Origin of the sequence: Dactylosporangium cerinum, assembly GCF_042653625.1 — a bacterium.
In the GTDB taxonomy this organism is placed as follows: Bacteria; Actinomycetota; Actinomycetes; order Mycobacteriales; family Micromonosporaceae; genus Dactylosporangium; species Dactylosporangium cerinum.
This window is the reverse complement of the sequence record NZ_JBHSIU010000110.1, coordinates 154,406-178,256: the sequence shown is the minus strand read 5'-3', so window position 1 is coordinate 178,256 and position 23,851 is coordinate 154,406. Positions and strand designations below refer to the sequence as shown.

The 23,851-nt window shown below is 71.5% G+C and carries 26 protein-coding genes and 1 tRNA gene; 11 read left to right on the top strand and 16 right to left on the bottom strand.

Annotation, left to right across the window (positions count from 1 at the left end; translation table 11 throughout):
- The first annotated feature begins 16 nt into the window (after positions 1–16).
- The 4 genes from ACFPIJ_RS55180 to ACFPIJ_RS55165 all read left to right on the top strand — a co-directional run bounded on the left by ACFPIJ_RS55180 (position 17) and on the right by ACFPIJ_RS55165 (position 3,754).
- On the top strand, positions 17–901 hold the full coding sequence (locus ACFPIJ_RS55180; protein ID WP_380127698.1) for a bifunctional DNA primase/polymerase: 885 nt from the start codon (positions 17–19) through the stop codon (positions 899–901).
- A complete protein-coding gene (locus ACFPIJ_RS55175) occupies positions 898–2,202 on the top strand; it encodes a DUF3631 domain-containing protein (protein WP_380127594.1) in 1,305 nt (434 codons plus the stop codon). The genes ACFPIJ_RS55180 and ACFPIJ_RS55175 overlap by 4 nt, the downstream gene beginning before the upstream one ends.
- A 191-nt stretch (positions 2,203–2,393) precedes the next feature.
- Positions 2,394–2,618, top strand: a complete 225-nt coding sequence (locus ACFPIJ_RS55170; protein ID WP_380127593.1) for an excisionase family DNA-binding protein — start codon at positions 2,394–2,396, stop codon at positions 2,616–2,618.
- On the top strand, positions 2,618–3,754 hold the full coding sequence (locus tag ACFPIJ_RS55165; RefSeq protein WP_380127592.1) for a tyrosine-type recombinase/integrase: 1,137 nt from the start codon (positions 2,618–2,620) through the stop codon (positions 3,752–3,754). The genes ACFPIJ_RS55170 and ACFPIJ_RS55165 overlap by 1 nt, the downstream gene beginning before the upstream one ends.
- Before the next feature lie 106 nt (positions 3,755–3,860).
- On the opposite strand, the gene ACFPIJ_RS55160 is transcribed toward ACFPIJ_RS55165, so the two are convergent.
- Positions 3,861–3,933 (bottom strand) — tRNA-Ala (locus ACFPIJ_RS55160).
- A gap of 72 nt (positions 3,934–4,005) precedes the next feature.
- Entirely contained in the window at positions 4,006–4,560 is a 555-nt protein-coding gene (locus ACFPIJ_RS55155) for a YqgE/AlgH family protein (RefSeq protein ID WP_033367449.1), read from the bottom strand.
- Positions 4,561–4,816: 256 nt separating this feature from the next.
- Here ACFPIJ_RS55155 and ACFPIJ_RS55150 point away from each other — a divergent pair, with 256 nt between their 5' ends.
- Positions 4,817–5,602 carry an S-methyl-5'-thioadenosine phosphorylase gene (locus ACFPIJ_RS55150; protein ID WP_380127591.1) on the top strand — a complete coding sequence of 262 codons (786 nt, stop codon included), beginning with the start codon at positions 4,817–4,819 and terminating at the stop codon, positions 5,600–5,602.
- Positions 5,603–5,610: 8 nt separating this feature from the next.
- Here ACFPIJ_RS55150 and ACFPIJ_RS55145 read toward each other — a convergent pair whose 3' ends face one another.
- The 4 genes from ACFPIJ_RS55145 to ACFPIJ_RS55130 form a co-directional block, all read right to left on the bottom strand.
- Positions 5,611–6,624 (bottom strand): sensor histidine kinase, encoded by a 1,014-nt coding sequence (locus tag ACFPIJ_RS55145; protein ID WP_380127590.1) that lies wholly within the window; start codon positions 6,622–6,624, stop codon positions 5,611–5,613.
- Positions 6,617–7,297, bottom strand: coding sequence for a response regulator transcription factor (locus tag ACFPIJ_RS55140; protein WP_380127589.1), 681 nt, complete (start codon positions 7,295–7,297; stop codon positions 6,617–6,619). Before ACFPIJ_RS55140 ends, ACFPIJ_RS55145 begins: the two co-directional genes overlap by 8 nt.
- A gap of 63 nt (positions 7,298–7,360) precedes the next feature.
- Entirely contained in the window at positions 7,361–7,786 is a 426-nt protein-coding gene (locus ACFPIJ_RS55135) for a hypothetical protein (RefSeq protein WP_380127588.1), read from the bottom strand.
- A 67-nt stretch (positions 7,787–7,853) separates the two neighbouring features.
- Positions 7,854–8,303 carry a MarR family winged helix-turn-helix transcriptional regulator gene (locus ACFPIJ_RS55130; RefSeq protein ID WP_380127587.1) on the bottom strand — a complete coding sequence of 150 codons (450 nt, stop codon included), beginning with the start codon at positions 8,301–8,303 and terminating at the stop codon, positions 7,854–7,856.
- A gap of 106 nt (positions 8,304–8,409) precedes the next feature.
- Here ACFPIJ_RS55130 and ACFPIJ_RS55125 point away from each other — a divergent pair, with 106 nt between their 5' ends.
- The gene (locus ACFPIJ_RS55125; RefSeq protein ID WP_380127586.1) at positions 8,410–9,915 is read left to right on the top strand and encodes an MFS transporter; all 1,506 of its coding nucleotides are present in this window, start codon (positions 8,410–8,412) and stop codon (positions 9,913–9,915) included.
- 97 nt (positions 9,916–10,012) lie between these two features.
- Positions 10,013–10,729 (top strand): hypothetical protein, encoded by a 717-nt coding sequence (locus ACFPIJ_RS55120; RefSeq protein ID WP_380127585.1) that lies wholly within the window; start codon positions 10,013–10,015, stop codon positions 10,727–10,729.
- A 19-nt stretch (positions 10,730–10,748) separates the two neighbouring features.
- On the opposite strand, the gene ACFPIJ_RS55115 is transcribed toward ACFPIJ_RS55120, so the two are convergent.
- Positions 10,749–11,639 carry a sigma-70 family RNA polymerase sigma factor gene (locus ACFPIJ_RS55115; RefSeq protein ID WP_380127584.1) on the bottom strand — a complete coding sequence of 297 codons (891 nt, stop codon included), beginning with the start codon at positions 11,637–11,639 and terminating at the stop codon, positions 10,749–10,751.
- Positions 11,640–11,776: 137 nt separating this feature from the next.
- Here ACFPIJ_RS55115 and ACFPIJ_RS55110 point away from each other — a divergent pair, with 137 nt between their 5' ends.
- Positions 11,777–12,115, top strand: a complete 339-nt coding sequence (locus tag ACFPIJ_RS55110) for a PASTA domain-containing protein (protein ID WP_380127583.1) — start codon at positions 11,777–11,779, stop codon at positions 12,113–12,115.
- Positions 12,116–12,417: 302 nt separating this feature from the next.
- Here ACFPIJ_RS55110 and ACFPIJ_RS55105 read toward each other — a convergent pair whose 3' ends face one another.
- The 8 genes from ACFPIJ_RS55105 to ACFPIJ_RS55070 all read right to left on the bottom strand — a co-directional run bounded on the left by ACFPIJ_RS55105 (position 12,418) and on the right by ACFPIJ_RS55070 (position 19,217).
- The gene (locus tag ACFPIJ_RS55105; protein WP_380127582.1) at positions 12,418–13,704 is read right to left on the bottom strand and encodes a TolB family protein; all 1,287 of its coding nucleotides are present in this window, start codon (positions 13,702–13,704) and stop codon (positions 12,418–12,420) included.
- On the bottom strand, positions 13,694–14,182 hold the full coding sequence (locus ACFPIJ_RS55100) for an RNA polymerase sigma factor (protein WP_380127581.1): 489 nt from the start codon (positions 14,180–14,182) through the stop codon (positions 13,694–13,696). The genes ACFPIJ_RS55105 and ACFPIJ_RS55100 overlap by 11 nt, the downstream gene beginning before the upstream one ends.
- 50 nt (positions 14,183–14,232) lie before the next feature.
- The gene (locus ACFPIJ_RS55095; RefSeq protein WP_380127580.1) at positions 14,233–15,216 is read right to left on the bottom strand and encodes an aldo/keto reductase; all 984 of its coding nucleotides are present in this window, start codon (positions 15,214–15,216) and stop codon (positions 14,233–14,235) included.
- Positions 15,217–15,250: 34 nt separating this feature from the next.
- The gene (locus ACFPIJ_RS55090) at positions 15,251–16,465 is read right to left on the bottom strand and encodes a hypothetical protein (RefSeq protein ID WP_380127579.1); all 1,215 of its coding nucleotides are present in this window, start codon (positions 16,463–16,465) and stop codon (positions 15,251–15,253) included.
- A complete protein-coding gene (locus ACFPIJ_RS55085; protein WP_380127578.1) occupies positions 16,462–16,980 on the bottom strand; it encodes a SigE family RNA polymerase sigma factor in 519 nt (172 codons plus the stop codon). Before ACFPIJ_RS55085 ends, ACFPIJ_RS55090 begins: the two co-directional genes overlap by 4 nt.
- Positions 16,981–17,346: 366 nt before the next feature.
- The gene (locus tag ACFPIJ_RS55080) at positions 17,347–17,937 is read right to left on the bottom strand and encodes a pentapeptide repeat-containing protein (protein ID WP_380127577.1); all 591 of its coding nucleotides are present in this window, start codon (positions 17,935–17,937) and stop codon (positions 17,347–17,349) included.
- 33 nt (positions 17,938–17,970) lie between these two features.
- Positions 17,971–18,705 carry a metallophosphoesterase gene (locus ACFPIJ_RS55075; RefSeq protein ID WP_380127576.1) on the bottom strand — a complete coding sequence of 245 codons (735 nt, stop codon included), beginning with the start codon at positions 18,703–18,705 and terminating at the stop codon, positions 17,971–17,973.
- On the bottom strand, positions 18,702–19,217 hold the full coding sequence (locus ACFPIJ_RS55070) for an anthrone oxygenase family protein (protein WP_380127575.1): 516 nt from the start codon (positions 19,215–19,217) through the stop codon (positions 18,702–18,704). The genes ACFPIJ_RS55075 and ACFPIJ_RS55070 overlap by 4 nt, the downstream gene beginning before the upstream one ends.
- 77 nt (positions 19,218–19,294) lie before the next feature.
- Here ACFPIJ_RS55070 and ACFPIJ_RS55065 point away from each other — a divergent pair, with 77 nt between their 5' ends.
- Positions 19,295–19,948 (top strand): TetR family transcriptional regulator, encoded by a 654-nt coding sequence (locus ACFPIJ_RS55065; RefSeq protein ID WP_380127574.1) that lies wholly within the window; start codon positions 19,295–19,297, stop codon positions 19,946–19,948.
- A 16-nt stretch (positions 19,949–19,964) separates the two neighbouring features.
- On the opposite strand, the gene ACFPIJ_RS55060 is transcribed toward ACFPIJ_RS55065, so the two are convergent.
- On the bottom strand, positions 19,965–20,765 hold the full coding sequence (locus tag ACFPIJ_RS55060) for a DUF1963 domain-containing protein (protein WP_380127573.1): 801 nt from the start codon (positions 20,763–20,765) through the stop codon (positions 19,965–19,967).
- Positions 20,766–20,827: 62 nt separating this feature from the next.
- On the opposite strand from ACFPIJ_RS55060, the gene ACFPIJ_RS55055 reads away from it, so the two are divergent.
- Both ACFPIJ_RS55055 and ACFPIJ_RS55050 read left to right on the top strand, forming a co-directional pair.
- On the top strand, positions 20,828–21,541 hold the full coding sequence (locus ACFPIJ_RS55055) for a hypothetical protein (protein ID WP_380127572.1): 714 nt from the start codon (positions 20,828–20,830) through the stop codon (positions 21,539–21,541).
- A 267-nt stretch (positions 21,542–21,808) separates the two neighbouring features.
- The gene (locus ACFPIJ_RS55050; protein WP_380127571.1) at positions 21,809–23,821 is read left to right on the top strand and encodes a glycoside hydrolase family 6 protein; all 2,013 of its coding nucleotides are present in this window, start codon (positions 21,809–21,811) and stop codon (positions 23,819–23,821) included.
- Positions 23,822–23,851: the final 30 nt, after the last annotated feature.

Below are 23,851 nucleotides of genomic sequence, written 5' to 3'. Positions count from 1 at the left end.
CCCGGGAGTAACCATTATGGAGCTTCGCTCTGCCTCTGAGGCGTTGCTACGCAACGCGATCGGCTACGCCGAACACGGCTGGCCGGTGTTCCTGCTCGGCCGTACCAAACGCCCCTTGGCCAACTGCGACGCCTGCAAGGACGCGGGCGCCGAGCATGACCCGGCCTCGTGTGGTTGCCTGACCTGCCACGGGTTCTACGCCGCGACGACCGACCTTGACCGGCTCGCCGCGATGTGTGCGGCGCACCCGCGCGGCATGCTCGCCATCCGCACCGGCGCGGTTGCTGACCTGGCCGTGGTCGACATCGACCCGCGCAACGGCGGCGCCCTGGATCACGCCCTGATGCCGCGCACGGCATGCGTGGCGACCGGCGGGGGCGGGTGGCACCTGTTCTACCGCCACCCCGGCGGGCGCCTCGCCCCGCAGGTCGCCGACCACCCGGGCGTGGACCTCAAGGCCGATGGCGGCTACGTCGTCGCTCCACCGTCGATCCACCCACGCACCGGACAGCCGTACCGGTGGATCGGCAGTCACCCGGTGATTGAGATGGCCCCCGCGCTGGTGGAGCTCTGCCGGCCACGGGACACGCTCACCGTCGCCGCCCCGACCGGCCCGACTCCAACGCGCCGCGCGGGGGCCATCTCAGCACCTGACGCCCTGCTCGCCTCGATCCTCGCCAGCGTCGACCGCGCCCCGAAAGGCGGACACCGCCGCGCCCTGTACGGCGCCGCCCGAGGCGTCGCCCGCATGGTCGCCGCCGGAGCCATCGACCAGGCCGACGCCGTCGCGGCGCTCACCGCGACCGGCCGCCAGGCACACCAGACCGACCGGGAGATCCGCGAAGCCATCAAAGGCGGATTCCGCGCTGAACACATTGCCACGGAAGGAATCGCAGCATGAGCGACACCACCGAGACGCCGGACGGCGCCGCGATCCTCGACCGGCTCCACGCCACGATCACCCGGTACGTGGTCCTGCCCTCACCCGAGGCCGTTGACGCGGTCGTGCTGTGGATCGCCGCCACGCACGCCATGTGCGCGTGGGCGCACGCGCCCCGACTGGTCATCCGCGCGCCGGAGAAGCGCTGCGGCAAGTCCCGGCTGCTCGACGTGGTCGAGGGCATGTGCTGCAACCCGCTCATCACCGTGAACGCCTCACCCGCCGCCGTGTACCGGGCCATCGGCACCGACACGCCGCCGACGCTGCTGGTCGACGAGGCCGACACCATCTTCGGCGGGAAGAACGCCGAGGCCAACGAGGATCTCCGGGGTCTGCTCAACGCTGGTCACCAGCGCAACCGGCCCGCGATCCGCTGGGACAACAACCTGCACCGGCTGGAGAAGATCCCCACGTTCGCGATGGCCGCGCTCGCAGGGATCGGCGCCATGCCCGACACCATCGAGGACCGGGCCGTGGTGGTGCGGATGCGCCGCCGGATGGCCGGAGAGACCGTGGCACCGTACCGGCACCGCCGTGACGGGCCGGTGCTGCGGAAGGTCGCCGTGGAGTTGTCGGCGTGGCTGCGCGGCAACCTCGCCGAGTTGGAGCGCGCCGAACCGGTCATGCCGCTGGAAGACCGGGCCGCCGACACCTGGGAGCCGCTGATCGCGGTTGCCGACCTCGCCGGGGGCATGTGGCCGGCACGCGGGCGGACCGCCGCGACCGTCCTCACTGCCGAGGCCGAGGACAGCGGGCAGGTGTCGACCCGCATCCGGCTCCTGACCGACATCCGCGCCGCGTTCATCACCCTCGGCGACCCGCCCGCGGCGACCACCGCCGACCTGCTCGCCGCCCTGAACGACGACCCCGAGGCGCCGTGGCAGGGGTTCGGTCCGACCGGCCTCACCGGCAAGCGTCTCGGCGACCTGCTGCGGGAGTTCGGCATCAGCTCCGACACCATCCGCTTCCCCGTCGGGCAGGCCAAGGGGTACGTCCGCGACGCGTTCACCGACGCGTGGCAGCGCTACTGCCCGACACCCACGCGGGGGGAATCCGTCCCATCCGTACCAACGTCGTTTTCCCAGGTCAACCCCGGTACGGATTCTTCCCTTGGTACGGATCGATCCGTACCACGACATGTCCCTGGTACGGATCAAAGCGTACCGGCCAACCAATCCGTACCAGCCCTGAGCAGCCAAAACGAGCTTGGTACGGATGGTACGGATACCCCGGGGCGACGTCGGCGCGGCGGTGCCGCATGACCACCCTCCCGCCGCTTCGGACCGGAGCGACTATCCCCTCAGAGCCCCTCAGGCGGATCAACCCTGACAAAGACATCGACGTTCATAAGATCTTGGCTCCAGAGCCCGCACAGCGGTCCGTGAGAGCCATTCCGCCAGGACCGACGACCACCCCTGCACTAGAACGGACTGACCACCGAAAGGCGCTCACCATGCCGCAGAAGTCGCAGCAGACGGCTGCCCGGGACCGGTACCTCTCGGTTGCCGAGGTCGCCGAGATCCTCGGGACGACCGAGCGTTTCCCCCGGCGGCTCATCGAGGAGCGCCGCATCGAGTACAAGCGGTTCGGCCGTCACGTCCGCATCGCGGCCTCCGTTCTCAACGCCTACATCGAGTCGTGCACGGTGGCTCCGGCCCGCCGCCGGCAGGCAGCCTGATGGGCGGCAAGGACACGAGCCGCAAGCGCCGGTTCGGTAACGTGCGGAAACTCCCGTCGGGCAAGTACCAGGCGCGATACACCGGCCCGGACGGCCTGTCACGTACCGCGCCGACGTCCTTCGGCACGGAACGGACAGCAGAGCGCTGGTTGGTGCAGACCGAGGCCGACATCCTGCGTGGCGACTGGCTCGACCCCGACGGCGGCAAGGTCGAGCTGCGCGAGTACATCGCCGACTGGCTACGCGAACGCGACCTGAAGCCGCGCACCCGAGAGGAGTACGAGCGGCACATCCGCCTCCACGCGCTGCCCCACCTCGGCGACCTGGCCATCAGCGCGATCGGCGCGCCGACAATCCGGACCTGGCGAACCAAGCTGCTCAGTGCGGGAGTTGGCAGGCCGACCGTGGCCAAGACGTACCGCATTCTGCACGCCGTCTTCAACACCGCCGTTGACGATGACCTGATCAGGCGCAACCCATGCCGCATCAAGGGTGCGGCAACCGCCAAGGCGGACGAGCGGCCGATGGCGACGCTTGATCAGGTGTTCGCCATCGCCGCAGCGATCCAGCCGCGATACCGCGTGCTCGTCTTCCTGGCCACCTTCGCGCAGCTCCGGTTCGGCGAGCTGGTCGCGCTCCGCCGTCGAAGCGTCGACCTGGTCGCGATGGAGCTGGTGGTGCGGAAGGCAACCGCCGAGATGGAGGACGGCACCCAAGTGGATGACGACCCGAAGTCTGAGGCGGGCAAACGGACGATCAGCCTGCCGCAGGGTCTGCGTGCTGCCCTTGAGCTGCACATCGCCACCTACGCGCAGTCCGGACCACATGGCCGGCTGTTCATCGGTCCGGCCGGAGGTATCCCCCGGCGCCGCAACTTCAACCGAGTGCGGAAGAAGGCGCTCAAGGACGCTGGCATCCCGGTTGATCTGGACCTGCACCTACACGACCTGCGGCATACCGGCAGCACATGGTCAGCGCGGGGCGGCGCGACGCTGAAGGAACTCATGGCCCGCATCGGTCACTCCAGCACCCGCGCCGCCATGATCTACCAGCACGCTACGAGTGACCGGGATCACGCCATCGCCGCCGCTCTCGATGCCCTGATCGAGGAGGCAGGAAGCAAGATCAACGCCTGATCTGGCACGGATCTGGCACGCGGGCCGCTTGAGGTCCTGAAACGATTGACGCCCTGGTATCGCGTGCACCGCGATTACCAGGGCGTTTGTCGTTTCCGAGGATGGGTGGAGACGAGGGGACTCGAACCCCTGACCCCCACACTGCCAGTGTGGTGCGCTACCAGCTGCGCCACGTCCCCATCTGCGTGCCCCGGTCTCGCGGGCACTCACGGAATAGTACACAACCTCGCGGGGGGTCTCACAGCGGGTATCTAGTTCTGGGTCGGGTCTGCCGGGTAATGGGCCACCGCTGCCATGAGGCCGCCCTGGCGGCGCAGGACCATCTGCCAGAGGTCGTCCGGGCGGGGGGCGAAGGCGTCGCTGGGCAGGGCGTCGAAGACGAACCAGGAGCCGCTTTCGATCTCGCGCTCGAGCTGGCCCGGGGACCAGCCCGCGTAGCCGGCGAAGACCCGGACGCCGACGACGCCGGCGACCAGGAGGTCGGGGTCGCCGGAGAGGTCGACGGTGCCGACGGCGCCTGAGACGCGGTTGAAGCCGGCGAGGTCTTCGACGCCGGGGCGGGTGCGGGCGAGGCAGATCGCGGCCTCGGGCTGGACGGGGCCGCCTTCGAAGACGACGGGAGGCTCGCCGGCCAGGGCGCCCCAGCCGCCGAGGACGTCGGCGACCTGGACCTCGGTGGCGCGGTTGAGCACCACGCCGAGGGCGCCGCCTTCCTCGTGGGCGACGACGAGGACGACGGTGCGTTCGAAGTTGGGGTCGCGGAGCGCGGGCGTCGCCACCAGCAGCCGGCCGGTCAACGACTCCATCGCCCTCCCTCGACGCTGTTTCGACGTGCCGCGGCCGGTGCTGGAGCTACCCGGCCGTGGTGATCCCCGGCCGGTCGGTGCCCCGAATATCCCACCGACCGGGTCCGGACCTCCTGATGAGCTCCCGCCAAGATCCCCGTATGAGGACATCAGCCCCACCAGCCGACGTCGAGAACCGCGAGAGTCGCGAGGCGGGGTGCGAGCGTCATGTCTCGCACATTAGCCTGACCCGCCGCTCGCGGTTAGGGTCTGTTGCGTGACCTCACTCGCCGACGTTGCCGTCATCGGTGGTTCAGGGCTGTATTCATTGCTGGAAGACGCCGAGGAACATGTGCTCGACACGCCGTTCGGCGCGCCGTCCGACCCGGTCACGGTGGCGACGGTCGGTGGGCGGCGCACGGCGTTCCTGCCGCGGCACGGCAAGGACCACCGGTTCCCGCCGCACCGGATTCCCTACCGCGCGAATCTCTGGGCGTTGCGGGAGATCGGGGTGCGGCAGATCCTGGCGCCGTGCGCGGTCGGTGGGCTGCGGCCTGAGCTGGGGCCGGGCACGTTCGTGGTGCCGGATCAGCTGATCGACCGGACGTCGGGCCGGATCCAGACGTTCTACGACACGGGCGCGGTGCACGTGAACTTCGCCGACCCGTATTGCGCGACGGGGCGGGCCGCGGTCACGAAAATCGCAGCTGAGCACGGGATCGAGACGCACGACGGCACGATGGTGGTCGTCGAGGGGCCGCGGTTCTCGTCGCGGGCCGAGTCGCGGTGGTTCACCGCGATGGGTGGTGCTGTCGTGAACATGACCGGGCACCCCGAGGCGGTCCTGGCCCGGGAGCTGGCGCTGTGTTACACCTCGATCGCGTTGGTCACGGACCTCGACGCGGGGGTCGAGGGTGATCATGGGGTGACCATGGACGAGGTGTTCGCCGTGTTCGCGGCCAACACCGAGCGGCTGCGGTCGGTGCTGCTGGACGTGGTCCCGGCGCTGCCGGAGCACCCCGACGACCCCTGCCAGCACGCCCTCGACGGGATGCCGGTCTAGAAACCGGTCTAGGCGACAGCGGGCAGGTGCACGACGAAGCGGCAGCCGCTGTTGACGTTGTCGACCGCGACCTCCCCGTGGTGCGCCTCGACGAGCCCGCGGACGATGGCGAGGCCCAGCCCGCCACCGGCGTCGCGGGCCGGGGTGCGGGCGGGCGTGCCGCGGAACGCGACGTCGAACACCCGGGGCAGGTCCGCCTCGGGGATGCCGCCGCAGGTGTCGCTGACGGCGAGCCAGCCACCGGCGGCGTCCTGCCCGCCGGTGATGACGATGGTGCCGTCCGGCGGGGTGTAGCGGATCGCGTTGCGGACGAGGTTGTTGACGACGCGGGAGAGCTCCGGGACGGAGCCCCGGACGGTCGGCCACCCGTCGGAGCCGGCCACGAGCGAGATCCCGGCGGCCTCGGCGAGGGGCGTCGCGGAGGCGATCGCGTCGGAGACCACGTCGCCGAGGGGGACGTCGGACAGGGTGAGGCGCAGCGCGCCGGCGTTGATGCGGGACAGCTCGAAGAGGTCGTCGACGAGGGATGCCATCCGCTCGGTCTCGGCGCTGATGCGGTGGTGGTAGTCGGCGACCGTCGCGGGGTCGGCGACGACGCCGTCCTCGAGGGCCTCGGTCATGGCCCGCAGCCCGGCGAGAGGCGTGCGCAGGTCGTGGGAGACCCAGGCGACGAGCTCCCGGCGCCGGGCCTCGGCCTCCCGCTCGCGCTCGCGTGCCTCGGTGGCCCACATGCTCGCCCTGGCCAGGTGCCGCCCGGCCCACAGGCCCACGGCGAGGCTGACGGTGGCGGCGGTGCCGACAACGATGAGCAACACCTGCAGGTCGTGGTCGGAGATGAACATCGCCATCGAGGCGCCGAGAATGCCGGCGAGCACGCTGACGACGGTGACGAGCAGCAGGACCACGATGTGCGCGGTCACCGAGCGGCCCCGCAGCGGCCCGCGCAGGACCAGCAGCCCGGCGACGGCGACGGCGAGCGAGCCGCCGAGGGCCATCAGGAAGGTGAAGAAGACGTCACGCATATTCGTACCGGTAGCCGACGCCCCACACGGTGAGGATGCGGCGGGGCTGGGCCGGGTCCTCCTCGACCTTCTCCCGGAGGCGTCGCATGTGGACGGTGACGGTCGACTGGTCGCCGAAGGTCCATCCCCAGACCTGCTGGAGCAACTCGGCCCGGCGCAGCACCCGGCCGGGGTTGCGCATCAGGAACGCCAGCAGGTCGAACTCGCGCACGGTGAGAGCCAGCTCGCGGCCGCGCAGGACGACGGTCCGCCGGGCGGCGTCGACCCGCAGGTCACCGTCGACGAAGACGTCCTCCGATACGAGCGGCACCGCCCGGCGCAGCACGGACTGCACGCGCAGCACCAGCTCGCGGGGTGAGAACGGCTTGGTGATGTAGTCGTCGGCGCCGAGCTCCAGGCCGAGGACCCGGTCGGACTCCTCGCCGAGCGCGGTGAGCATGATGATCGGCAGGGCGCGGTCCTGGGCGCGCAGCCGGCGGCAGACCTCCAGCCCGTCGATGCCGGGCAGCATGAGGTCGAGGACGACGAGATCCGGGCGTTCGGCGTCGTACGCATCCAGCGCCTGCTGCCCGTCGCCGGCAAGCTCGACCGTGAAGCCCTCCCGCTCCAGGTATCGCCGCACGACGTCGCTGACGGTCGGGTCGTCATCGACGACCAGTACACGCTGCCCCATCGTCCGAGCGTAGAGCGCTGCTTCTGCCGCAGCCGAATCCGCGCCGGGCCCGTAAGGAGACCGTCAGGTTTCGCCGCCGATGTCGGTGTCGTACGCCTCGTAGAGCAGATCGGCGCCGCGCTGCCGGTGCTGCCACACCTCCCGGATCAGGCGGGCGGCGTCCTGGCAGACCACCTCGTGGCGGTAGCCGAACGACCCCGCTTTCCCGTCGTAGCCATCGATCTCGTCGAGGTGCCCCTCGAGTTCGTCGAGGGCCTCCCAGACGGTCTCGTGGTCGCCGACGAGCCCGTAGAGCCCCTGCGCGAGCCGGGGCGCGTCACCGAGAACGCCTGCGTAGAGCCCGGACGGCCCTTCGGTCTCCCGGACGTGGGCGGCGAAGGCCGCCTTGAGTTGGGCGACGGCCTGTGTGACCGCCGGTCGCCAGGCCGGGTCTCCGGCCGGCGTCTGTATCGCGTGCTCCACCCGTTGAATGCCACCGAGCAGTTCCATGGGACGCACCTCCGCCGCGAGTACGTCAGTCCCTCCATGGTGTGACTCGGAACACAAAATGTCCAGATCAGAGGGTCGAAATCTCCTCATTGATACCGGATGAGGCACCTGCCATGCGGTGCAGCCAGGCGGAAACGACCGCCAGGTCCGATTCGCTGAACCCGGCGGAGAGGCGGTCCTCGACGGCCTGGACGGTCGGCAGGGCGGCCTCCAGCCGTGCCGACCCCGCCGCGGTCAGGAAGATCTGCTGGGAGCGCCGGTCGGTGGGGTGCTGGCGGCGCTCGACCAGGCCGGCCCGCTCCAGGCCACCCAGCATCTCGTTGGCCGACTGGCGGGCGGTGGAGACCTTGCGGGCGACGTCGGCCACCGACATGCCCGGCGACTCCTGCAGCAGGAGCAGGGAGGCGAACTGCGCCACCGAGAGGTCGTGCTCGACGAGCGCCTCGGCGACCACGCCGCGCAGGCTCAGCCACGCATGCCGGACGAGGAACGTGGAGCAGGCTTCTTCGGTACTCACCGGACCATTGTGCGCCGTGCGACTATTGACAGGTACCTGACGTTCTTGCCAGAGTGAAGCCATGACCGTCAGGGACCTGTCAATAAAGCTACCTCAGCAGCGACGCGTGCTGTCGGTGCTCGTCTTCGCCGCGGTGCTGATCTGGATCGACACGACCATCCTCGGCATCGCCCTGGAGCGCATCGCAGACCCGCGGACCGGTCTCGGCGCGACCCCCGGCGAACTGCAGTGGGCCGTCGGGTCGTACGCGCTGCTGTTCGCCACCGCGCTGTTCGCCGCCGGCGCGCTCGGCGACCGATACGGGCACCGCACGATCCTCGTCGCCGGCCTCACGGTCTTCGGCGCCGCCTCGATCTGGGCCGCCTGGGCCGGCGACGCCACCGGCCTGATCCTGGCCCGCGGCCTGATGGGCCTCGGCGGGGCGATGATGATGCCGACCTCGATGGCGATCATCGGCGCGACGTTCCCGGCCGAACGGCGGGCCGGCGCGATCGCGGCCTGGTCCGCGTCCAGCGGCGTCGGCGTCGCGCTCGGCCCCCTGCTCGGCGGGGTGCTGGTCGACCACTTCTGGTGGGGCTCGGTGTTCCTCGTCAACCTCCCGGTCGTCGCGATCGCCCTGGTGGGCGTCCTGCTGGTGGTGCCCAACCCGAAGCTCGTGCAGCGGCGCCGTCCCGACCCCCTCGGCCTGCTGCTGTCCACCGGCGGTCTGGCGCTGCTGGCGTACGGCCTGATCGAGGCCGGCCAGAACACCGACTGGGCCCGCTGGCAGGTATGGGCGCCGGTGCTCGGCGGCCTCGCCGTCCTCACGCTGTTCACGGTCGTGGAGTGGCGCTCGGCCGAGCCGTCGTTCGACCCGCGGCTGTTCCGCAACAGCCGCTTCAGCGCCGGCAACCTCGCCCTCGCCGCACTGTTCTTCGGCATCACCGGCCAGATGTTCTACGGCAACTTCTACCTGCAGGGCGCCCGCGGCATGTCGGCACTGGACACCGGCCTGGCGTTCCTGCCGGGCGCGATCGGGGTCGCGGTGGGCTCCGGCCTCGGCGCACGACTGGCGAAACGCTACAGGGTCGGCCCGGTCAGCGGCGGCGCGCTGCTGGTCGTCGGCGCCGGCTTCCTGGCCAACCTCACCTTCGGCCTCGACACGCCGCTGCTGTGGTTCTGCACCGTCGGGTTCGTCAGCGGGATCGCGATGGGCATGGCGATCGCCCCGACCGTCGCCGCCGTCATCGCGGTGCTGCCGCTGGACCGGATGGGCGCCGGCTCCGCGGTCAACAACACCGTCCGGCAGGTCGGCAGCGTGCTGGGTATCGCGCTGCTCGGCACGATCCTGGCCGCCACCTACCGGGACCGGATCGCGCCGGCCCTGGCCGGGCTGCCACCGTCGGCCCGCGACGCCGCCGCCCCTTCGGCCGAGCACACCCGCGCGGTCGCGGAGCAACTCCACCAGCCCGACCTGGCCACCGCGGCGAACCAGGCATTCATGACCGCCATGCACATCACGGCCACCACCGGTGCTGTCGTCGCATTTGCCGGTGGTGTACTGCTGCTGCTCGCGTTCCGCGCCCGGAAGCCCGCTGTGGAAGGCGACCGGGTCTTGTCACCGACCGGCTGACGCTGGACGATGGCGGGGCATGACGGCGCGCCGGGGGGCGCCAGGTCAGCTTCCCGGCGCGCGGTCCCGACGTCGAGTCCTGGACTGGTGACGAGCGATGACGGCCGATCAGACCATCGACCCGTGGACGCCGGCTGACCCCTGGATCCCCGCCTCCTCACCGCCCGGCCGTGTTCGGCGGCGGGCCGCGCTCACCCTGGTCGTGCTCAGCGTCGCGACGCTCGTGATCGTCACGGTGGGGCTGGCGGTCGTCAGGTACACGTCGTGGCGGTTCGTGGGGTTCATCCCGATGGAACTTCCCGGCCGGTGGGCCCCGACGGTCGCGGCGGCCTTCGCCGGGCTGGCCGCCGCCGCGCTCCTCGGCCTGCGCAACCGCACGGCCGCCAAGGCCGCCGCGGCACTCAGCACGATCGTGCTGTTCTACACCGGCTGCGTCGGTGGGGCCGCGAACATCGTCGCCAAGGTCGACCGCGACGTCGTCCACTCCGGGACGACCGTGGTGGCAACCGCACCCGGCGGCGATCTCCAGCTGGTCCTGCACTACGCCTACGCCCGGCATTACCGGCTGCGCACCACCGGCTGGCTCGGCCGCGAGGGTCAGACCGACGTCGTGTGCGCCTCCGGCAGCGCCACCGTCCGCAAGTCCACCGGTGGATCGGGGCATGAGGACGTGCCGGCGGTCCTGCTGGCGTCGGCCCGGTTCACCGACGCCACCCACCTTTCCCTCGTCGCGACCGACGGCCGCACCTGGACGGTCACCGTCAACGACGTCAACCCGGACCGCACCATCAACCTGTGCGACAGTTCGTTCTGACGACCGCGGTAACGACGGCTCACGGCGTGACGTCCAGCGCGGCCAGCCGCACCGGGTCGGCGACGATGTCGATCTCGGTGATCCGGCCGCCCCGGATCGTGAAGCCCATCACCGACAGGATCCGGCCCTCCGGGGCCGTGACGAGCCCGGCCGCGCCGTTGACCAGGGCCGGCCGGGAGAACTCCGAGAACCTGGAGAACATCAGCGCCTGACGGGCGACCACCTCGGCGCCCCGCAGGCGCCTGGCGGCCGCGGGCCCCTGATCGCCGTGGTCGGCGCGCAGGACCACATCGGGGTCGAGCACCGCGACCAGCGCGTCGAAGTCACCGGACCGCGACGCGGCCATGAACGCCTCGACGACCTCCCGCTGCCGGGGAAGGTCGGTGTCGGGCACCGCGGCGGACCCCTGGACCCGGCGGCGGGCGCGGCTGGCGAGCTGCCGCGCCGCGGCCGGGGTCCGGTTGACGATCGGGGCGATCTCGTCGAACGGCAGGGCGAACATGTCGTGCAGCACGAACGCGAGCCGCTCCGCCGGTTCGAGGGTGTCGAGCACCACCAGCAGCGCCAGGCCGACCGCGTCGGCCACGAGGGCCTCGTGCTCCGGGTCGCCACCGGCCGCCGGGCTGACCACCGGGTCGGGCACGTGCACGTCGAACGGCTCCTCCCGCCGGGTCGCCCGGGACCGCAGCAGGTTGAGCGAGATCCGCCCGACCACCGTGGTCAGCCAGGCGCCCAGGTTGTCGATCTCGCCGGCCTCGCTGTCCCGACCGGCGTGCCGGCTCAGCCGCAGCCACGCCTCCTGCACGGCGTCGTCGGCCTCACTGAGCGAGCCGAGCATCCGGTACGCCACCGCCCGCAACCGCCCGCGATGCTCCTCGAACCGCCGGGCCAGCCACTCGTCCTCGTTCATCGCTTCCTCCGGTGCGTCGTCACCAGCGTGACCCGGCCCGCCCCTCGGATGTGACCGTTCGTCAGCCGCACATCAGGCCCGCGTCAGTGGCGCTGCCCACACTCGTGGCATCAACACAGCCATGAGGAGGCAACACGATGCGTACCCCACTGCGTGCCGGACTGTTCGCGCTGGTCGTCGCCGCGGCGGCCCTGGTCACCGCGCCCGCCGCACACGCCGGCTCCACCGACCCGGCCCCGCCGGGGCTGTACGTCCTCGTCCCCGACGTCGTGGGCGAGCCCCTCGCCGACGCGAAATCGGACCTGGTGAAGTCGGGCCTGCGGGCCGGCGCCGGCAGCATCGGGGTCGAGGACTGCGTGAACCTGGGCCGGGTCATCAAGCAGAACCCCGCGGCGAAGACCCTGGTGCTGCGTGGCTCGGGGGTCGATCTGGTCGTTGGCATCGAGCCCCCCAAGGGCTGCGAGGTCATCCAGTAGAAGGTTCCGGCTCGGGGGGTTGCGACCCCGGGCCGGGTCTTCCATCTGCCGGGTCGGGTTGCGGTCCGCGTGGGTGCTTCGACCAGACCTTCAAATATTCGCCCAACGTTGCGGGGACTTGATGGCACCGCCCGGCCACCCCAAAGTCCCCGCGCCGTTTGGGCGAATATTTGAAGGTCATGATGACCAGAACCGCGGACCGCAACCAGCAGCTGGCCCTGAGCGAGATCGTCAGGCCGCCGTGTCGAAGTGCGCTGCGTCAAAGGGCCGGGGCCGACCGCGCACCTCCAAGTTCAACGGTCCTATCGACGCCGGCGGGACCACAGCAGCCACACCAGGCCGGCCGCGGTGAGGACGCCCGCGGCGGCGGCGAGGCGTAACCACACCGGCCAGGGGCCGCGTTCGGCGGCACCGGCCGGGGCGACCCGCGCGCCGGGGAGGAGGCCGGCGGCGGCCTGCAGGTCGTACGTGCTGCTCGAACCGTCGACGGCGGACAGCCGGCGCAGGTCGAAGGCCTCGACGATCGTGCGGTGACTGGTCGCGCCGCCCTGGGTGATCAGCGGGCGGTCCGGGCCCGCCCAGCCGACCAGCGCGATCTCCTGTGCGGTGGAAACCGGCGCCGGTGGCGGGGTGCGGTCCGCCGGGTCGGTCGGCAGGAAGGTCAGCCGGCCCTCCAGCTTGCCGGCGCCGGCGTTGTCGGCCAGGGCCAGCCAGCGGCCGTCCGGCGACCAGGCGTTGGGCCCGGCGACGAGGACCCCGAACCCGGGCGCGGCGAGCTCGACGGCCTCGCCGCCGGTGAGGTCGATGACGCGGACCGTCCGCTGCGGCTCCACCTCCGTCTCGGGGGTGCCCTGCACGGCGACGCGCCGGCCGTCGGGGGCGAAGGCGGCGGCCAGGGCGGCCGGCCCGAGGGTGGTCGAGGTGCCGGTGGTGAGGTCGAGGAGGGCGGTGTCCGTGTCGCCCGTGGTGTACACGAGCCGGGTCCCGTCCGGCGACCAGGCGAGAGGCCTGACGATGCCGGTCGACGCGGTCGGGTGCGTCCGGGTCCGGCCGGTGCGCAGGTCCACGACGGCGACGTCCCGGGCGGCGCCGACGCTGCCGACCGCCACCCGGGTGCCGTCGGGCGCGAGCAGCGCCGGGGCGTCCTGCCAGGTGCCGGGCTCGGCCGGGCCGCCGCGCCGCTCGGCCTCGTCGAGTCGCCGGTAGGTGTGCCCGTCGACGCCGACGACCACGGTCTGCGTGGTGTGCAGCCAGCGCGGGCCGGCGCCGCCCTGCACGTAGGTGAGCAGCGCCGGGCCGGCGGGCGCCTCGGACACCGGGGCGGTCAGCAGCGACAGGTCCGCGAGGCGGGCGGGCAGGACCGTCCCGTCGGTGGGCGCCGCCGGCTGCGCCAGCAGCCCTGGACCGAGGGCCGCTGCCACCAGTACCCCGAGAACACCGGCGGCGCTGAGCAACGGTCGCCACCGGCTGGCCCGCGCCGGACGGGCCACCCTGGCGAGGAGGATCGCGGGGTCGGGGGTGGCGACGTGGACCTCGTCGGCGATGGACCTGACCGCCGTGCCGATGCGGGCGTGCGGGTCATGCGTCATCGAGGTCCTCCTTGATCGCGGCGAGGGCCCGGTGCAGCAGCGATTTGACCGTGCCGGGCCGGCAGCCCAGCGCGGCGGCGATCTGCGCCTCCGGCAGGTCGAGGTAGAAGCGCATGAAGACCGCCGCGCGCTGCCGGGGGGACAGTTTGTGCAGCGCGGCCCGCACGGCCTCGGTGTCGCCGTCCGGCCGCCAGACCGGCTCGGGGATCTCGGCGGCGTGGCGGCGTTCCAGCCGGCGCCGCCGCACCCAGGACGTGCACCGCGACACCACCGCCCGGCGCAGGAACGGCAGCGGCTCCCGCACCTGGTCGCCACGGCGGAACCACTCGATGAAGGCCTCCTGCGCGACGTCCTCCGCCGCGGCGAGGCTGCCCGTCGTCAGGTACGCCAGCCGGACGAGCGGCGGGTAGTGGGCGGCGTACACCGACCGGAAGGCCTCATGGTCGAGGCCTCCCGGCGCGGGTTCGTCAGTCACCACGGTCACATGGTGCAGGCGCACAGGTGCCCGTGTTGGTTCCTTCTACCGGCCTACCGACCCAGAAGTTTTTCGACGTCGGCCAGCTCGGACCCGCTCAGCGGGCCGTGGGCGAGCGCGCCGGCGTTCTCCTCGACCTGCGCGACGGTGCGGCAGCCGGGGATCGGCACGGTCCGGCCGTTGTACGCCCACAGCCAGGCAAGCGCCCCCTGGGCGAGGGTGCGCCCGCCGGAGGTGAGCACGTCCCGGACCGCGTCGATCCTGTTCAGGAACTCCGCCGTCGGCCGCCCGTCGGTGAAGTACGTCATCCACTCGGGGCTGAGCCCCCGCACGTCGTCCTGCGGCAGCTTCGACTCGGCGGTGTACTTGCCGCCGAGCAGCCCCATGGCCAGGGGCCCCCGGATGATGACGCCCAGGTCGTGCTCGTCGGCGACGGGGATGACCCCGAACGAGCCCCGCAGCACCGACAGGTCCGCCTGGATGGTGGCGCAGTGCACGCCGGCCTCGGCGAACGCGGTCGCCCGCTCCGGGAAGTCGGTGCTCCAGCCGTACGCGCGGATCAGTCCCTGCTCGACCAGGTCCTCCAGCGCCGGGATCAGGTCAAGCGCCTGCGGGATGGGCAGGCCGTTGATGTGCAGCTGATACAGGTCGATGTAGTCCGTGCCGAGCCGCCGCAGCGACTCCCGGACGGCCCGCCCCATCCCCTCGGGCGAGCCGTCGTCGGGTCCGACCTGGCGGGTCTGCTCGTCGAACGTGCTGCCGAACTTCGTCGCGATGACCGTCTCGGCCCGCCGGTCCCCGAGCGCCCGGGCGAGAACCTTCTCGCTGTGCCCGGCCCCGTAGACGTTGGCGGTGTCGAAGAACGTGACGCCGAGGTCGAGCGCCCTGCGGATCGCGCGGATCGACTCGTCGTCGTCGACCTCGCCCCAGCCGAGCGGCTGGTCCCCGGCCCAGAACGGCCCGCCGATCGCCCAGCAGCCGATCCCCAGTGCACTGACCTCGATGCCGCTGCGGCCCAGTTTCCTCGTTTCCGTCATGCGCCTCACGCTGCCAGCTGGAGCGCGCTCCAGGTCAACTCCCGCATTTCCACACGACCGCGATCGGCTGGTCGTCCAGCTTTCCTTGTCGGTCGTTGATGTACCCGGCCACGGTCGTCCCGTCGTCACTGATCGCCTCGGTCGTCACCATCGCGCTCTTCGCGTCCAGTCCGCTGGGCAGCGGCAGCGGCACCGTCGTGCGATCGGGCGCGATCACGGTGAGTTGCCCGGCGATGCGCCCCTGGGCGTTGATGGTGGTGAAGAAGCCGTCGGTCGAGTCGACGGTGCCGGTGCGCAGGTTCCACCGCGGCGCGGCGATCCACCGAGGGCCACGGTTCGGCTCGTCGTACGAGGCCCAGCCGATCACCCAGCCACCCCGGACCGAGCCCGTGCGGTAGGACATGGCGGGCTTGCCCTTCACCGTCGGCTGCGCCAGCTTCGTCAGGGTGCCGTCAGGCCGCCACGCGTACGCCTGGCCCTCCTTGAATTCGCCGTTCTGCAGCGTGCCGACGATCGTGCCGTCGTCGTCGACCCCGCTCGCGCTCCCGGTCCAGCCCTTGCCGGCGGGCAACGGCAGCATCGTCGGCTGCGCGGTCGGCGAGGCCCACATCGCCGGCCGGCCCTGCACCGACCCGACGATCACCTCCCGCTCGTTGATCGCCGACGCGACGGCATCGGTACCGGCAAGCTTCAGGAACCCGCCGTCCTTGTACACCCACGCCGTCAGCTTGTCGGTGCCGGTGTAACTGGAGCCGATGAACACCCCCGTCGACGTGGCGCCGTCCAGCGACGGGTCCTCCCCCTGCATCGGCACCTTGCGCGGCCGCAGGTTCTCCCACACGACGGTCGACGGCCGCCCGCCCGGATACGTCCGGCCGACGAGGTACTTCCCGGTCGGGTCTCCCCCGCTGACGATGGCCCGCACCCCTTCGCCTTCCGGCGTGGCGAGTTGCTGCACCGTGCAGCCCGCCGCGGCGACGGTGGGACTGGTGCTGGGACTCGTGCTGCCTCTGGTGGCCGCCGGTGCCGGCTTCTGCGGGCTGTTCCCGGCGATGGTCCAACCGGCGACGACCACGAGCACGACCGTGGCACCCGCCCCGGCCGACCCGACCAGCCGCACCCGCCGGTGGTGCCGGTCACCGTCCGCCATCGCCCTCGCGATGTCCACGGTCGACCTCCCGTGTGGGTGCCCACCGGCGAGTGGCCGCAGCAGCGTCGCGCCGTCCTGCTCGTCTGATTCCACCGTCATCTTCCCTTCCACGTTTCGGCCAGATCGGTCGCTTCGACGTGCCGGCGCAGGGTCGCCAGCCCGCGGGCGGTCTGGCTCTTCACCGTCCCGGGCGAGCAGTCGAGCATCGTGGCGACCTCGTCCACCGGCAGGTCGCACAGGAACCGCAGCACGAGCACCGCCTGCTGCCGCCGTGGCACCTTGGCCAGGGCGGCCCGCAGGACGATGGCCTCCTCGACGTCGGCGGTCCGCTCCCCCGGATCCGGCGGGTCCGGCGGCGCGGCCATCAGCCCCACCCGGAACCACGACCGCCGCCGCTCGTCGATGAACCCCCGGACCACCATCGTGCGCACGTATTGGTCCAGGTGCTCGACGTCGCGGATCCGCTGCCAGCTCACGTACAACTTGGTGATCGCCTGCTGCACGAGGTCATCGGCCCGGTGCTCGTCCCCGCACAGGATGTACGCCAGTCTGCGCAGTGACGGCATGGCACCGGTCACGTACTCGACGTACTCACGCTGCGCGTCTGCTCGCATCCACGTCTCCCTCTCCCTGCATGTCGCGACTTCAACGCACGCCACGGCCGTCGGGGTTGCACGCCCCGTCGAACTCGCTTCGCCCCCGTGCCGGCGACGCGTGAGCGAACCTCGAAGTCGTGTGCGGGCCGCCCCACAGACGTCGACAGAGACCAAATAAAGGTGCAAAACGACCATCGAAGTGACGCGTGAGCCCGGCAGCGCGGCGCCGCCCGAGAGTGGATCTTCCCGGTGATCAGCGTCGCGTGCTGGTCGTCCGCACAGCCCACCGGCGACATCGATCAACGACGCGACAGCGCTCGCATCGGAACAGATCCGACGAAGAGAACCGGACGACGTCCCGACAGCGTCCGCACCGGACGCGGATCAGGCCACCCGCACGTCCAGGCCCAGCGCGATCGCGATCGTCGTCGCCTGGTCGGCGGTGATGATGGCCTGGCGCAGCTCCGTGGCCTGCGGGTCGAGGCCGGACAGGTCGCTGCCGCGTAAGTCGCACCGGGTGAGGTCGGCCTTCTGCAGCGCCGCGCCGGACAGGTCGACGTCGCGGAAGGAGCCGCCCTCGCAGCGGGCGCCGGTCAGGTCCGCTTCGCGCATCCGCACGCCGGTGAACTCGGCGCTGCCGAGCTTGGCGCCGGGCAGCGCGACGAAGGACCAGTCGCCCTGGTCGACCTTCAGCAGCTCGAACGTGCACCGGTCGAACGTGCTGCCCACGAGCTTGCAGCGGGTGAACGTCGCGTCGAAGAAGTTGCAGCCGACGAACGTGCAGTTGAGGAACGCGACGTCGGTCTGCGTGGAGCAGTTGAACCGCACGTTGGTGAACGTGCACTCGGTGAACACGGACCGCTCGTTGGTGGCCTCGCACATGTCGACCTCGACGAACGCCACCCCGGAGTGCTCCAGGCCGACCGCGTGGTGGTCGGTCCAGTCGTCGTCGTAGATCGTGTGCGTGACAGCCATGCTCACAGCCTCTCACCCGGGTACGACAAAATCTCAGGGGCAGAGGCGGTAGTGGGTGGTGAGGCGGCCGTCCTCGTACAGGTGGAAGGCCAGCGCCGGCGGTGCGTCCCGGTTCAGGCCGCCGTCGCCCTCCCACGGCAGGACCAGCGTGGAGGCGACAGCCGGCGCGGCCAGCAGCGGCACGCCCGCGAAGGTGCTGACCGTCGCGCTGTGGATGTGCCCGCACAGCAGCGCGACGACGTTCGGGTGGCGGGCGAGCACCGCCGCCAGGCGCTCCTCCCCGAACTGGCGCACCCGGTCCGCGGCCGGATGCCCGATCGTCACCGGTGGATGGTGGAAGCACACGAACGACGGGGCGCCCTCGGCCAGGACCGGGTCCAGCCAGGCAAGGGTCTCCTCCGCCAGCCACCCGTCGTCGCGGCCGGGGATCGACGAGTCGCACAGCGCGAAGACCAGGTCGCCGACGCGTGCCACCTGGTCCACCGGCCCGGGATCCGGCGGCAGGCCGAGGAGGGTCTCTCGGAACGCCGGACGCTTGTCGTGATTCCCCGGCAACTGCAGCAGTGGTACGCCCAATCCCCGCAACACCCGCGCGGCCGAGTACTCCGGTGCCAGCCCGTGGTCGGCGATGTCACCGGTGACCAGCACCGCGTCGACCGGGCGGCGCAGGCCCCGCAGGTACCGGATGATCCGCTCGACCCGCTCGGCGCTGCGGCCGCCGTCGTCCTCGTCGAGGTGCGTGTCGCTGATGTGCGCGATGAGGGTCACGGTCCGACGGTACGACCCGCGCCGGCCCCGTTTGAAGCTCCAATCCCGGCCGGGCGGCCCGCGTCGACCGCCTGCGCGGCGAGGAGCGCGACGAAGGCGACAACCGCGACCGCCGTGCGCACCGCGTGCAGGGTGAGCCACCGGTCACGGGCCGCCGTCCAGTCGGCCGGCAGCCGGTCGGCGTCCCAGGCGTCGGCGAGCCGGTTGAGCGGCTCCAGCTGCGTCACCGTCAGCACGATGGTGGCCACCACCAGGAGCAGGACGCCGACGGTGAGCCCGAAGACCAGCCGGCCGCGCCCGAACGAGAGCACGCCCGTCGCCAGCAGCAGGACCACGCAGGCCAGCAGCAACGGCGGCATCGCCCGGCCGTAGTCGGTGCTGAGCGCCTGCCAGTACCGCACGTACGCGGGTCCGGGCAGCCGCCCCAGCGACGGCGCGATGACGGCGAAGAACACGCCACCCGCGTACAGGCCGAGCAGCAGGGTCGACGCGACCCTCACGATCCCCAGCATCAGCGGCCACCTTTCACTAGACGCACATAATTTGATTAGAGAGCACTCTACTCAAACTTCTGGCACGATGGTGTCCGATGGAGGACAGGCCGAAACGGGGATACGTCAGCCGGCTGCGGCAGGACAACGCCGAGGCGACCCGGCTGCGTATCGCCGAGGCCGCACGGGCCCTCATGCTGGAGCGCGGCTACGCCGCCACCACGATGGGTGACGTGGCCGCGGCGGCGGGCGTGGCCGTGCAGACGCTGTACACCGCCTGCCCCGGTGGGAAACCCGGCCTCGCGAAGGTTGTCTATGACGTGACCCTCGCCGGCGACGCGCAGCCCCTTCCGCAGCACGCCCGCCCCGCGGTGCAGGCGATCATCGCCGAGCCGGACCCGGTCCGGAAGCTGGCCAGGTACGCCGAGATGGTCCTCACCGTCATCCAGCGGGTCGGCCCGGTGCACGGCGTCCTGCGCGCCGCGGCGGCGGCCACCCCCGCCGACGGCGCCCTGCACGACCTCCTGGCCGAGACCGAACGGCAGCGGCGCACCGGCGCCCGCGGCCCGGCCGAGCACCTCGCCGCGACCGGGCTACTGCGGGCCGGCCTCACCGTCGACCGGGCCGCCGACCAGGTCTACGCGCTGACCTCGGTCGAGATCTTCGAGCGCCTCACCGGCGTGTGCGGCTGGACCGGCGACGACTACCGGGAGTGGCTGACCCGTACCCTCACCGCCGCACTCCTCGACTGAACTGTTCGAGGCCCGTTCAGGCCGTTTCGTACACGACGCGGACCCGATCGAGCCGGCCGGCCGCCAGGTCCTCCTCGGGCACCACGAACGCGATCCGGACGCACTCCCCCCACGACGTGCCCTGCTCGCCCTCCAGCTGCAGCAACGGCCGGCACCCGGCCGCGTCCGGGTAGTAGCCGTCGCCGAGCCAGCCGAGCACCTGATGCGGGGCGTACGGCACCGCGGACCGCGCCGCTTCGAGCACATCCATCAGCGCCAGGACGTCCTTCGAACTCCATTCGTCGAGTTCGGCCGCCGCGAGCTCGGGCACCGACAGCCGCCGCCACGCGCCCAGCGGCAATGCCGGGATCACCTGCGCCCCGTCGGGCACCTCGATCGCCTGCGCTCCATCCGGTACGTGCAGCACCCGGCACGCCCCGTCCCCCTGCCGATGCCAGTCGTCGTTGAAGAAGAGCAGGCTCCCGTCCGCGGGCAGGGACCACTGGGCGCCGAGCAGTTCGGCGAGGACCTCGCAGCGCAGGCGCGCGACCAGGACGAGCGGCGCACCCTGGAACACGGGCCAGTCGGTGCCGAGCGGCAGCCCACCGTAGTCCCCGACCAGGAGCCCGTCCCCGCCGTCGTCCTCGCTGTCGTCGCCGTCGTCCTCGTCGCCGTCGTATGCGTCGCCGTCACTGGCGTCGTCCTCGTCCTCCACGCCGTAGTCGACGACCGCGAGCTCGACCGCCGGCCGTACCAGCGCCAACACCGCCTCGACCATCTCATCGGCCGACGACGGTGACGCGGCGGCGATCGCCGCCCGCAACGGTCCAAGATCCATGCCGTGAGTCTGCCAGCGACACGCCGGCCACACCGCCCCGCGCGCCCGGCTATTCTCGCCGCGTGCCGGATGAGCATGCCTGGGAACGCGTTCCGGTGGCCTTCCCGAACTGCGTCACGGCCGGCCCGTCGGGCGCGGTCGCGCACGCGGTGTCCCGCGGGGCGACGTTGTGCGGCATCCCCGTCCGCCGCGCGACCACGACCCCCGGCTGCTTCGCTCCCGACGCCGCGTCGGCGTGTCCGCGCTGCGTGCAGCGTGCCGCCGCGACGCCGGGCCGGCCGTCGCCGCAGGAGCTCCTGCACGACAAGATCCTCGCCGCCGACGCCGGGCCGTTGCGCGACGCACTCGTCGAGGCGCTCAAGCAGGGCGCACCGGTCCACCCGTGGATCCGCGGAGCGTCCGCCGGGAACGTCCGGTCATCGGTCCGGCTGTACGGGGCGATGGAGGGCGCCCGGCAGGCCGACGAGGCGCTGCGGACCGAGGGCCCGTTCGGCGCGGCGGAGGTGGTCACGGCGGCGCGGCGGTTCGTCGTGATCATGCCGCGGTACACGCGTCCGGTGATCGCCGCGCGGTCGGTTCGCCCCGTTGCGCAGACCCCCTTCCCGGCCGGCCTCACGCCGTCGCCGAACGCGTCGGCCGGCGGTACAGAACATGCGGTCGACGGCGACGCGACGCTGTGCGGCATCCCCGCGAAGCAGGTCACCGTCGTCCGTCATCTGTTCTCGGCGGAGCACAGGTCCGCGTGTTTCACCTGCGCGGAACGCGCTGCCACATAGCGATTCCGGCCCGGGTCGAGCAATGCGAATACCCGGGTGAATCATCCGCATTCCGGCCGGCCAGGAGCGGCCGCCGCGGGCGCCAATCGTCGCCCCGCCGACCATGAAAACGCTGGTCGGCGCCGAGTTCGCGGCGAAAGTTTCAGGCACTTTTCCGATTGCACACGAGGTAGACGGCATGCCGCGATCGGTTGTCTTGACGGGGTGCTGCGCCAGTGCGGACCGTGATGGCGCACCAACCGTGGTTCATCAATGTAAGGAGACTCGATGAGGCGCAAAATCGCCCTCATATCGGCGGCCGCGCTCGCGGCCACCGGCGGTGTCGTCGTGCTCGCCAACCAGGCCTTCGCGGCGGCCGGATGCTCGGCCAAGTACACGATCACCAACCAGTGGCCCGGCGGTTTCGGGGCCCAGGTCGACGTCACGAACCTCGGCGACCCGCTCACCAGCTGGAACGTCGGCTGGGACTTCGGCAACTCGTCGCAGACGATCACGCAGATCTGGAACGCCAACAAGACGCAGTCGGGCGTGCACGTCAACGCCACAAACCTGAGCTACAACGGCACCGTCGCCACCAACGGGACGATCTCGTTCGGGTTCAACGGTGCCTGGAGCGGCGCCAACCCCGCGGGCGCGAACTTCACGGTGAACGGCACGGCGTGCACCGGCGGCACCACGACGTCCCCGACCCCGTCGGCGTCGCAGTCCACGTCGACGAACCCGACCGCGCCGACCGTGTCCCTGACCAGCCCGTCGTCCGGCTCCTCGTTCACCGCACCCGCCACGGTGGGCCTGGCCGCGACCGCCACCGCCCCCGGCAGCACGGTCAGCAAGGTCGAGTTCTACAACGGCACGACGCTGCTGGGTACTGACACCAGCTCGCCGTACACCTACAGCTGGACGAACGTCGCCGCCGGTTCGTACTCGCTGTCCGCCAAGGTCTTCAACGCCGCGAACGCGACCGCCACCAGCACCTCGGTGCCGATCACGGTCACCACCGGCGGCACCGACCCGACGCACGTCGACAACCCGTACGTCGGCGCCAAGGTCTACGTGAACCCGGACTGGTCGGCCAAGGCCGCCGCCGAGGCCGGCGGCAGCCGGATCGCCAACCAGCCGACCGGCGTCTGGCTGGACACGATCGCCGCGATCACCGCGCCGTCGGGCTCGGGCTACACCACGAGCATGCGCAAGCACCTCGACAACGCCCTCGCCCAGGGCGCGACGCTCGCCCAGTTCGTGATCTACAACCTGCCCGGCCGGGACTGCGCGGCCCTCGCCTCCAACGGTGAGCTCGGGCCGACAGAGATCGACCGGTACAAGACCGAGTACATCGACCCGATCGCCGCGATCGAGGCCGACCCGAAGTACAAGTCGATCCGGATCGTCAACATCGTCGAGATCGACTCGCTGCCGAACATCGTCACCAACGCGGGCGGCGAGGCCGGCGCGACCGCGGCCTGCGCGGTCATGAAGGCCAACGGCAACTACTCGACGGGCATCCAGTACGCCCTGAGCAAGCTGCACGCCGCCGGCACGAACACCTACAACTACATCGACGCCGCGCACCACGGCTGGCTCGGCTGGGACAGCAACTTCGGCCCCGCCGCGACGCTGTTCGCCCAGGTGGCGCAGGGTGCCACCGGCGGCTTCGCCACCGTCGACGGCTTCATCACCAACACCGCGAACTACTCGGCGCTGACCGAGCCGTTCGTCACCATCGGCGCCACCGTCGGCGGCCAGTCGGTCCGCCAGTCCAAGTGGGTCGACTGGAACTTCTACACCGACGAGCTGACCTTCGCGCAGGCCTTCCGCACCAAGCTGGTCTCGCTCGGCTTCAACTCGAACATCGGCATGCTGATCGACACCTCCCGCAACGGCTGGGGCGGCACCGCCCGGCCGACCGCGGCGAGCACCTCGACCGACATGAACACCTGGGTCAACGCCTCCCGCATCGACCGGCGCATCCACGCCGGTAACTGGTGCAACCAGAGCGGCGCCGGCCTCGGCGAGCGTCCCCGGGCCACCCCGGCCACCGGCATCGACGCGTACGTCTGGATCAAGCCCCCGGGCGAGTCCGACGGTTCCAGCTCGCTGATCCCCACCGGCCCGAACAACCCGGGCGGCAAGGGCTTCGACGGGATGTGCGACCCGACGTACACGGGTAACGGCCGCAACGGCAACAGCATGAGCGGCGCCCTGCCCAACGCCCCGGTCTCCGGCGCGTGGTTCTCGGCCCAGTTCCAGCAGCTCATGACCAACGCCTACCCGGCTCTGTAACACCTGTCTCCACAGCGGGCCCCCGACGTC

Bases quoted from the DNA above. Each gene is read 5' to 3' on its own strand.
- ACFPIJ_RS55180 (WP_380127698.1), top strand. From the start codon at position 17: ATGGAGCTTCGCTCTGCCTCTGAGGCGTTGCTACGCAACGCGATCGGC.
- ACFPIJ_RS55175 (WP_380127594.1), top strand. From the start codon at position 898: ATGAGCGACACCACCGAGACGCCGGACGGCGCCGCGATCCTCGACCGG.
- ACFPIJ_RS55170 (WP_380127593.1), top strand. From the start codon at position 2,394: ATGCCGCAGAAGTCGCAGCAGACGGCTGCCCGGGACCGGTACCTCTCG.
- ACFPIJ_RS55165 (WP_380127592.1), top strand. From the start codon at position 2,618: ATGGGCGGCAAGGACACGAGCCGCAAGCGCCGGTTCGGTAACGTGCGG.
- ACFPIJ_RS55155 (WP_033367449.1), bottom strand. From the start codon at position 4,560: ATGGAGTCGTTGACCGGCCGGCTGCTGGTGGCGACGCCCGCGCTCCGC.
- ACFPIJ_RS55145 (WP_380127590.1), bottom strand. From the start codon at position 6,624: ATGCGTGACGTCTTCTTCACCTTCCTGATGGCCCTCGGCGGCTCGCTC.
- ACFPIJ_RS55140 (WP_380127589.1), bottom strand. From the start codon at position 7,297: ATGGGGCAGCGTGTACTGGTCGTCGATGACGACCCGACCGTCAGCGAC.
- ACFPIJ_RS55135 (WP_380127588.1), bottom strand. From the start codon at position 7,786: ATGGAACTGCTCGGTGGCATTCAACGGGTGGAGCACGCGATACAGACG.
- ACFPIJ_RS55120 (WP_380127585.1), top strand. From the start codon at position 10,013: ATGACGGCCGATCAGACCATCGACCCGTGGACGCCGGCTGACCCCTGG.
- ACFPIJ_RS55115 (WP_380127584.1), bottom strand. From the start codon at position 11,639: ATGAACGAGGACGAGTGGCTGGCCCGGCGGTTCGAGGAGCATCGCGGG.
- ACFPIJ_RS55110 (WP_380127583.1), top strand. From the start codon at position 11,777: ATGCGTACCCCACTGCGTGCCGGACTGTTCGCGCTGGTCGTCGCCGCG.
- ACFPIJ_RS55105 (WP_380127582.1), bottom strand. From the start codon at position 13,704: ATGACGCATGACCCGCACGCCCGCATCGGCACGGCGGTCAGGTCCATC.
- ACFPIJ_RS55095 (WP_380127580.1), bottom strand. From the start codon at position 15,216: ATGACGGAAACGAGGAAACTGGGCCGCAGCGGCATCGAGGTCAGTGCA.
- ACFPIJ_RS55090 (WP_380127579.1), bottom strand. From the start codon at position 16,465: ATGACGGTGGAATCAGACGAGCAGGACGGCGCGACGCTGCTGCGGCCA.
- ACFPIJ_RS55085 (WP_380127578.1), bottom strand. From the start codon at position 16,980: ATGCGAGCAGACGCGCAGCGTGAGTACGTCGAGTACGTGACCGGTGCC.
- ACFPIJ_RS55080 (WP_380127577.1), bottom strand. From the start codon at position 17,937: ATGGCTGTCACGCACACGATCTACGACGACGACTGGACCGACCACCAC.
- ACFPIJ_RS55070 (WP_380127575.1), bottom strand. From the start codon at position 19,217: ATGCTGGGGATCGTGAGGGTCGCGTCGACCCTGCTGCTCGGCCTGTAC.
- ACFPIJ_RS55065 (WP_380127574.1), top strand. From the start codon at position 19,295: ATGGAGGACAGGCCGAAACGGGGATACGTCAGCCGGCTGCGGCAGGAC.
- ACFPIJ_RS55060 (WP_380127573.1), bottom strand. From the start codon at position 20,765: ATGGATCTTGGACCGTTGCGGGCGGCGATCGCCGCCGCGTCACCGTCG.
- ACFPIJ_RS55050 (WP_380127571.1), top strand. From the start codon at position 21,809: ATGAGGCGCAAAATCGCCCTCATATCGGCGGCCGCGCTCGCGGCCACC.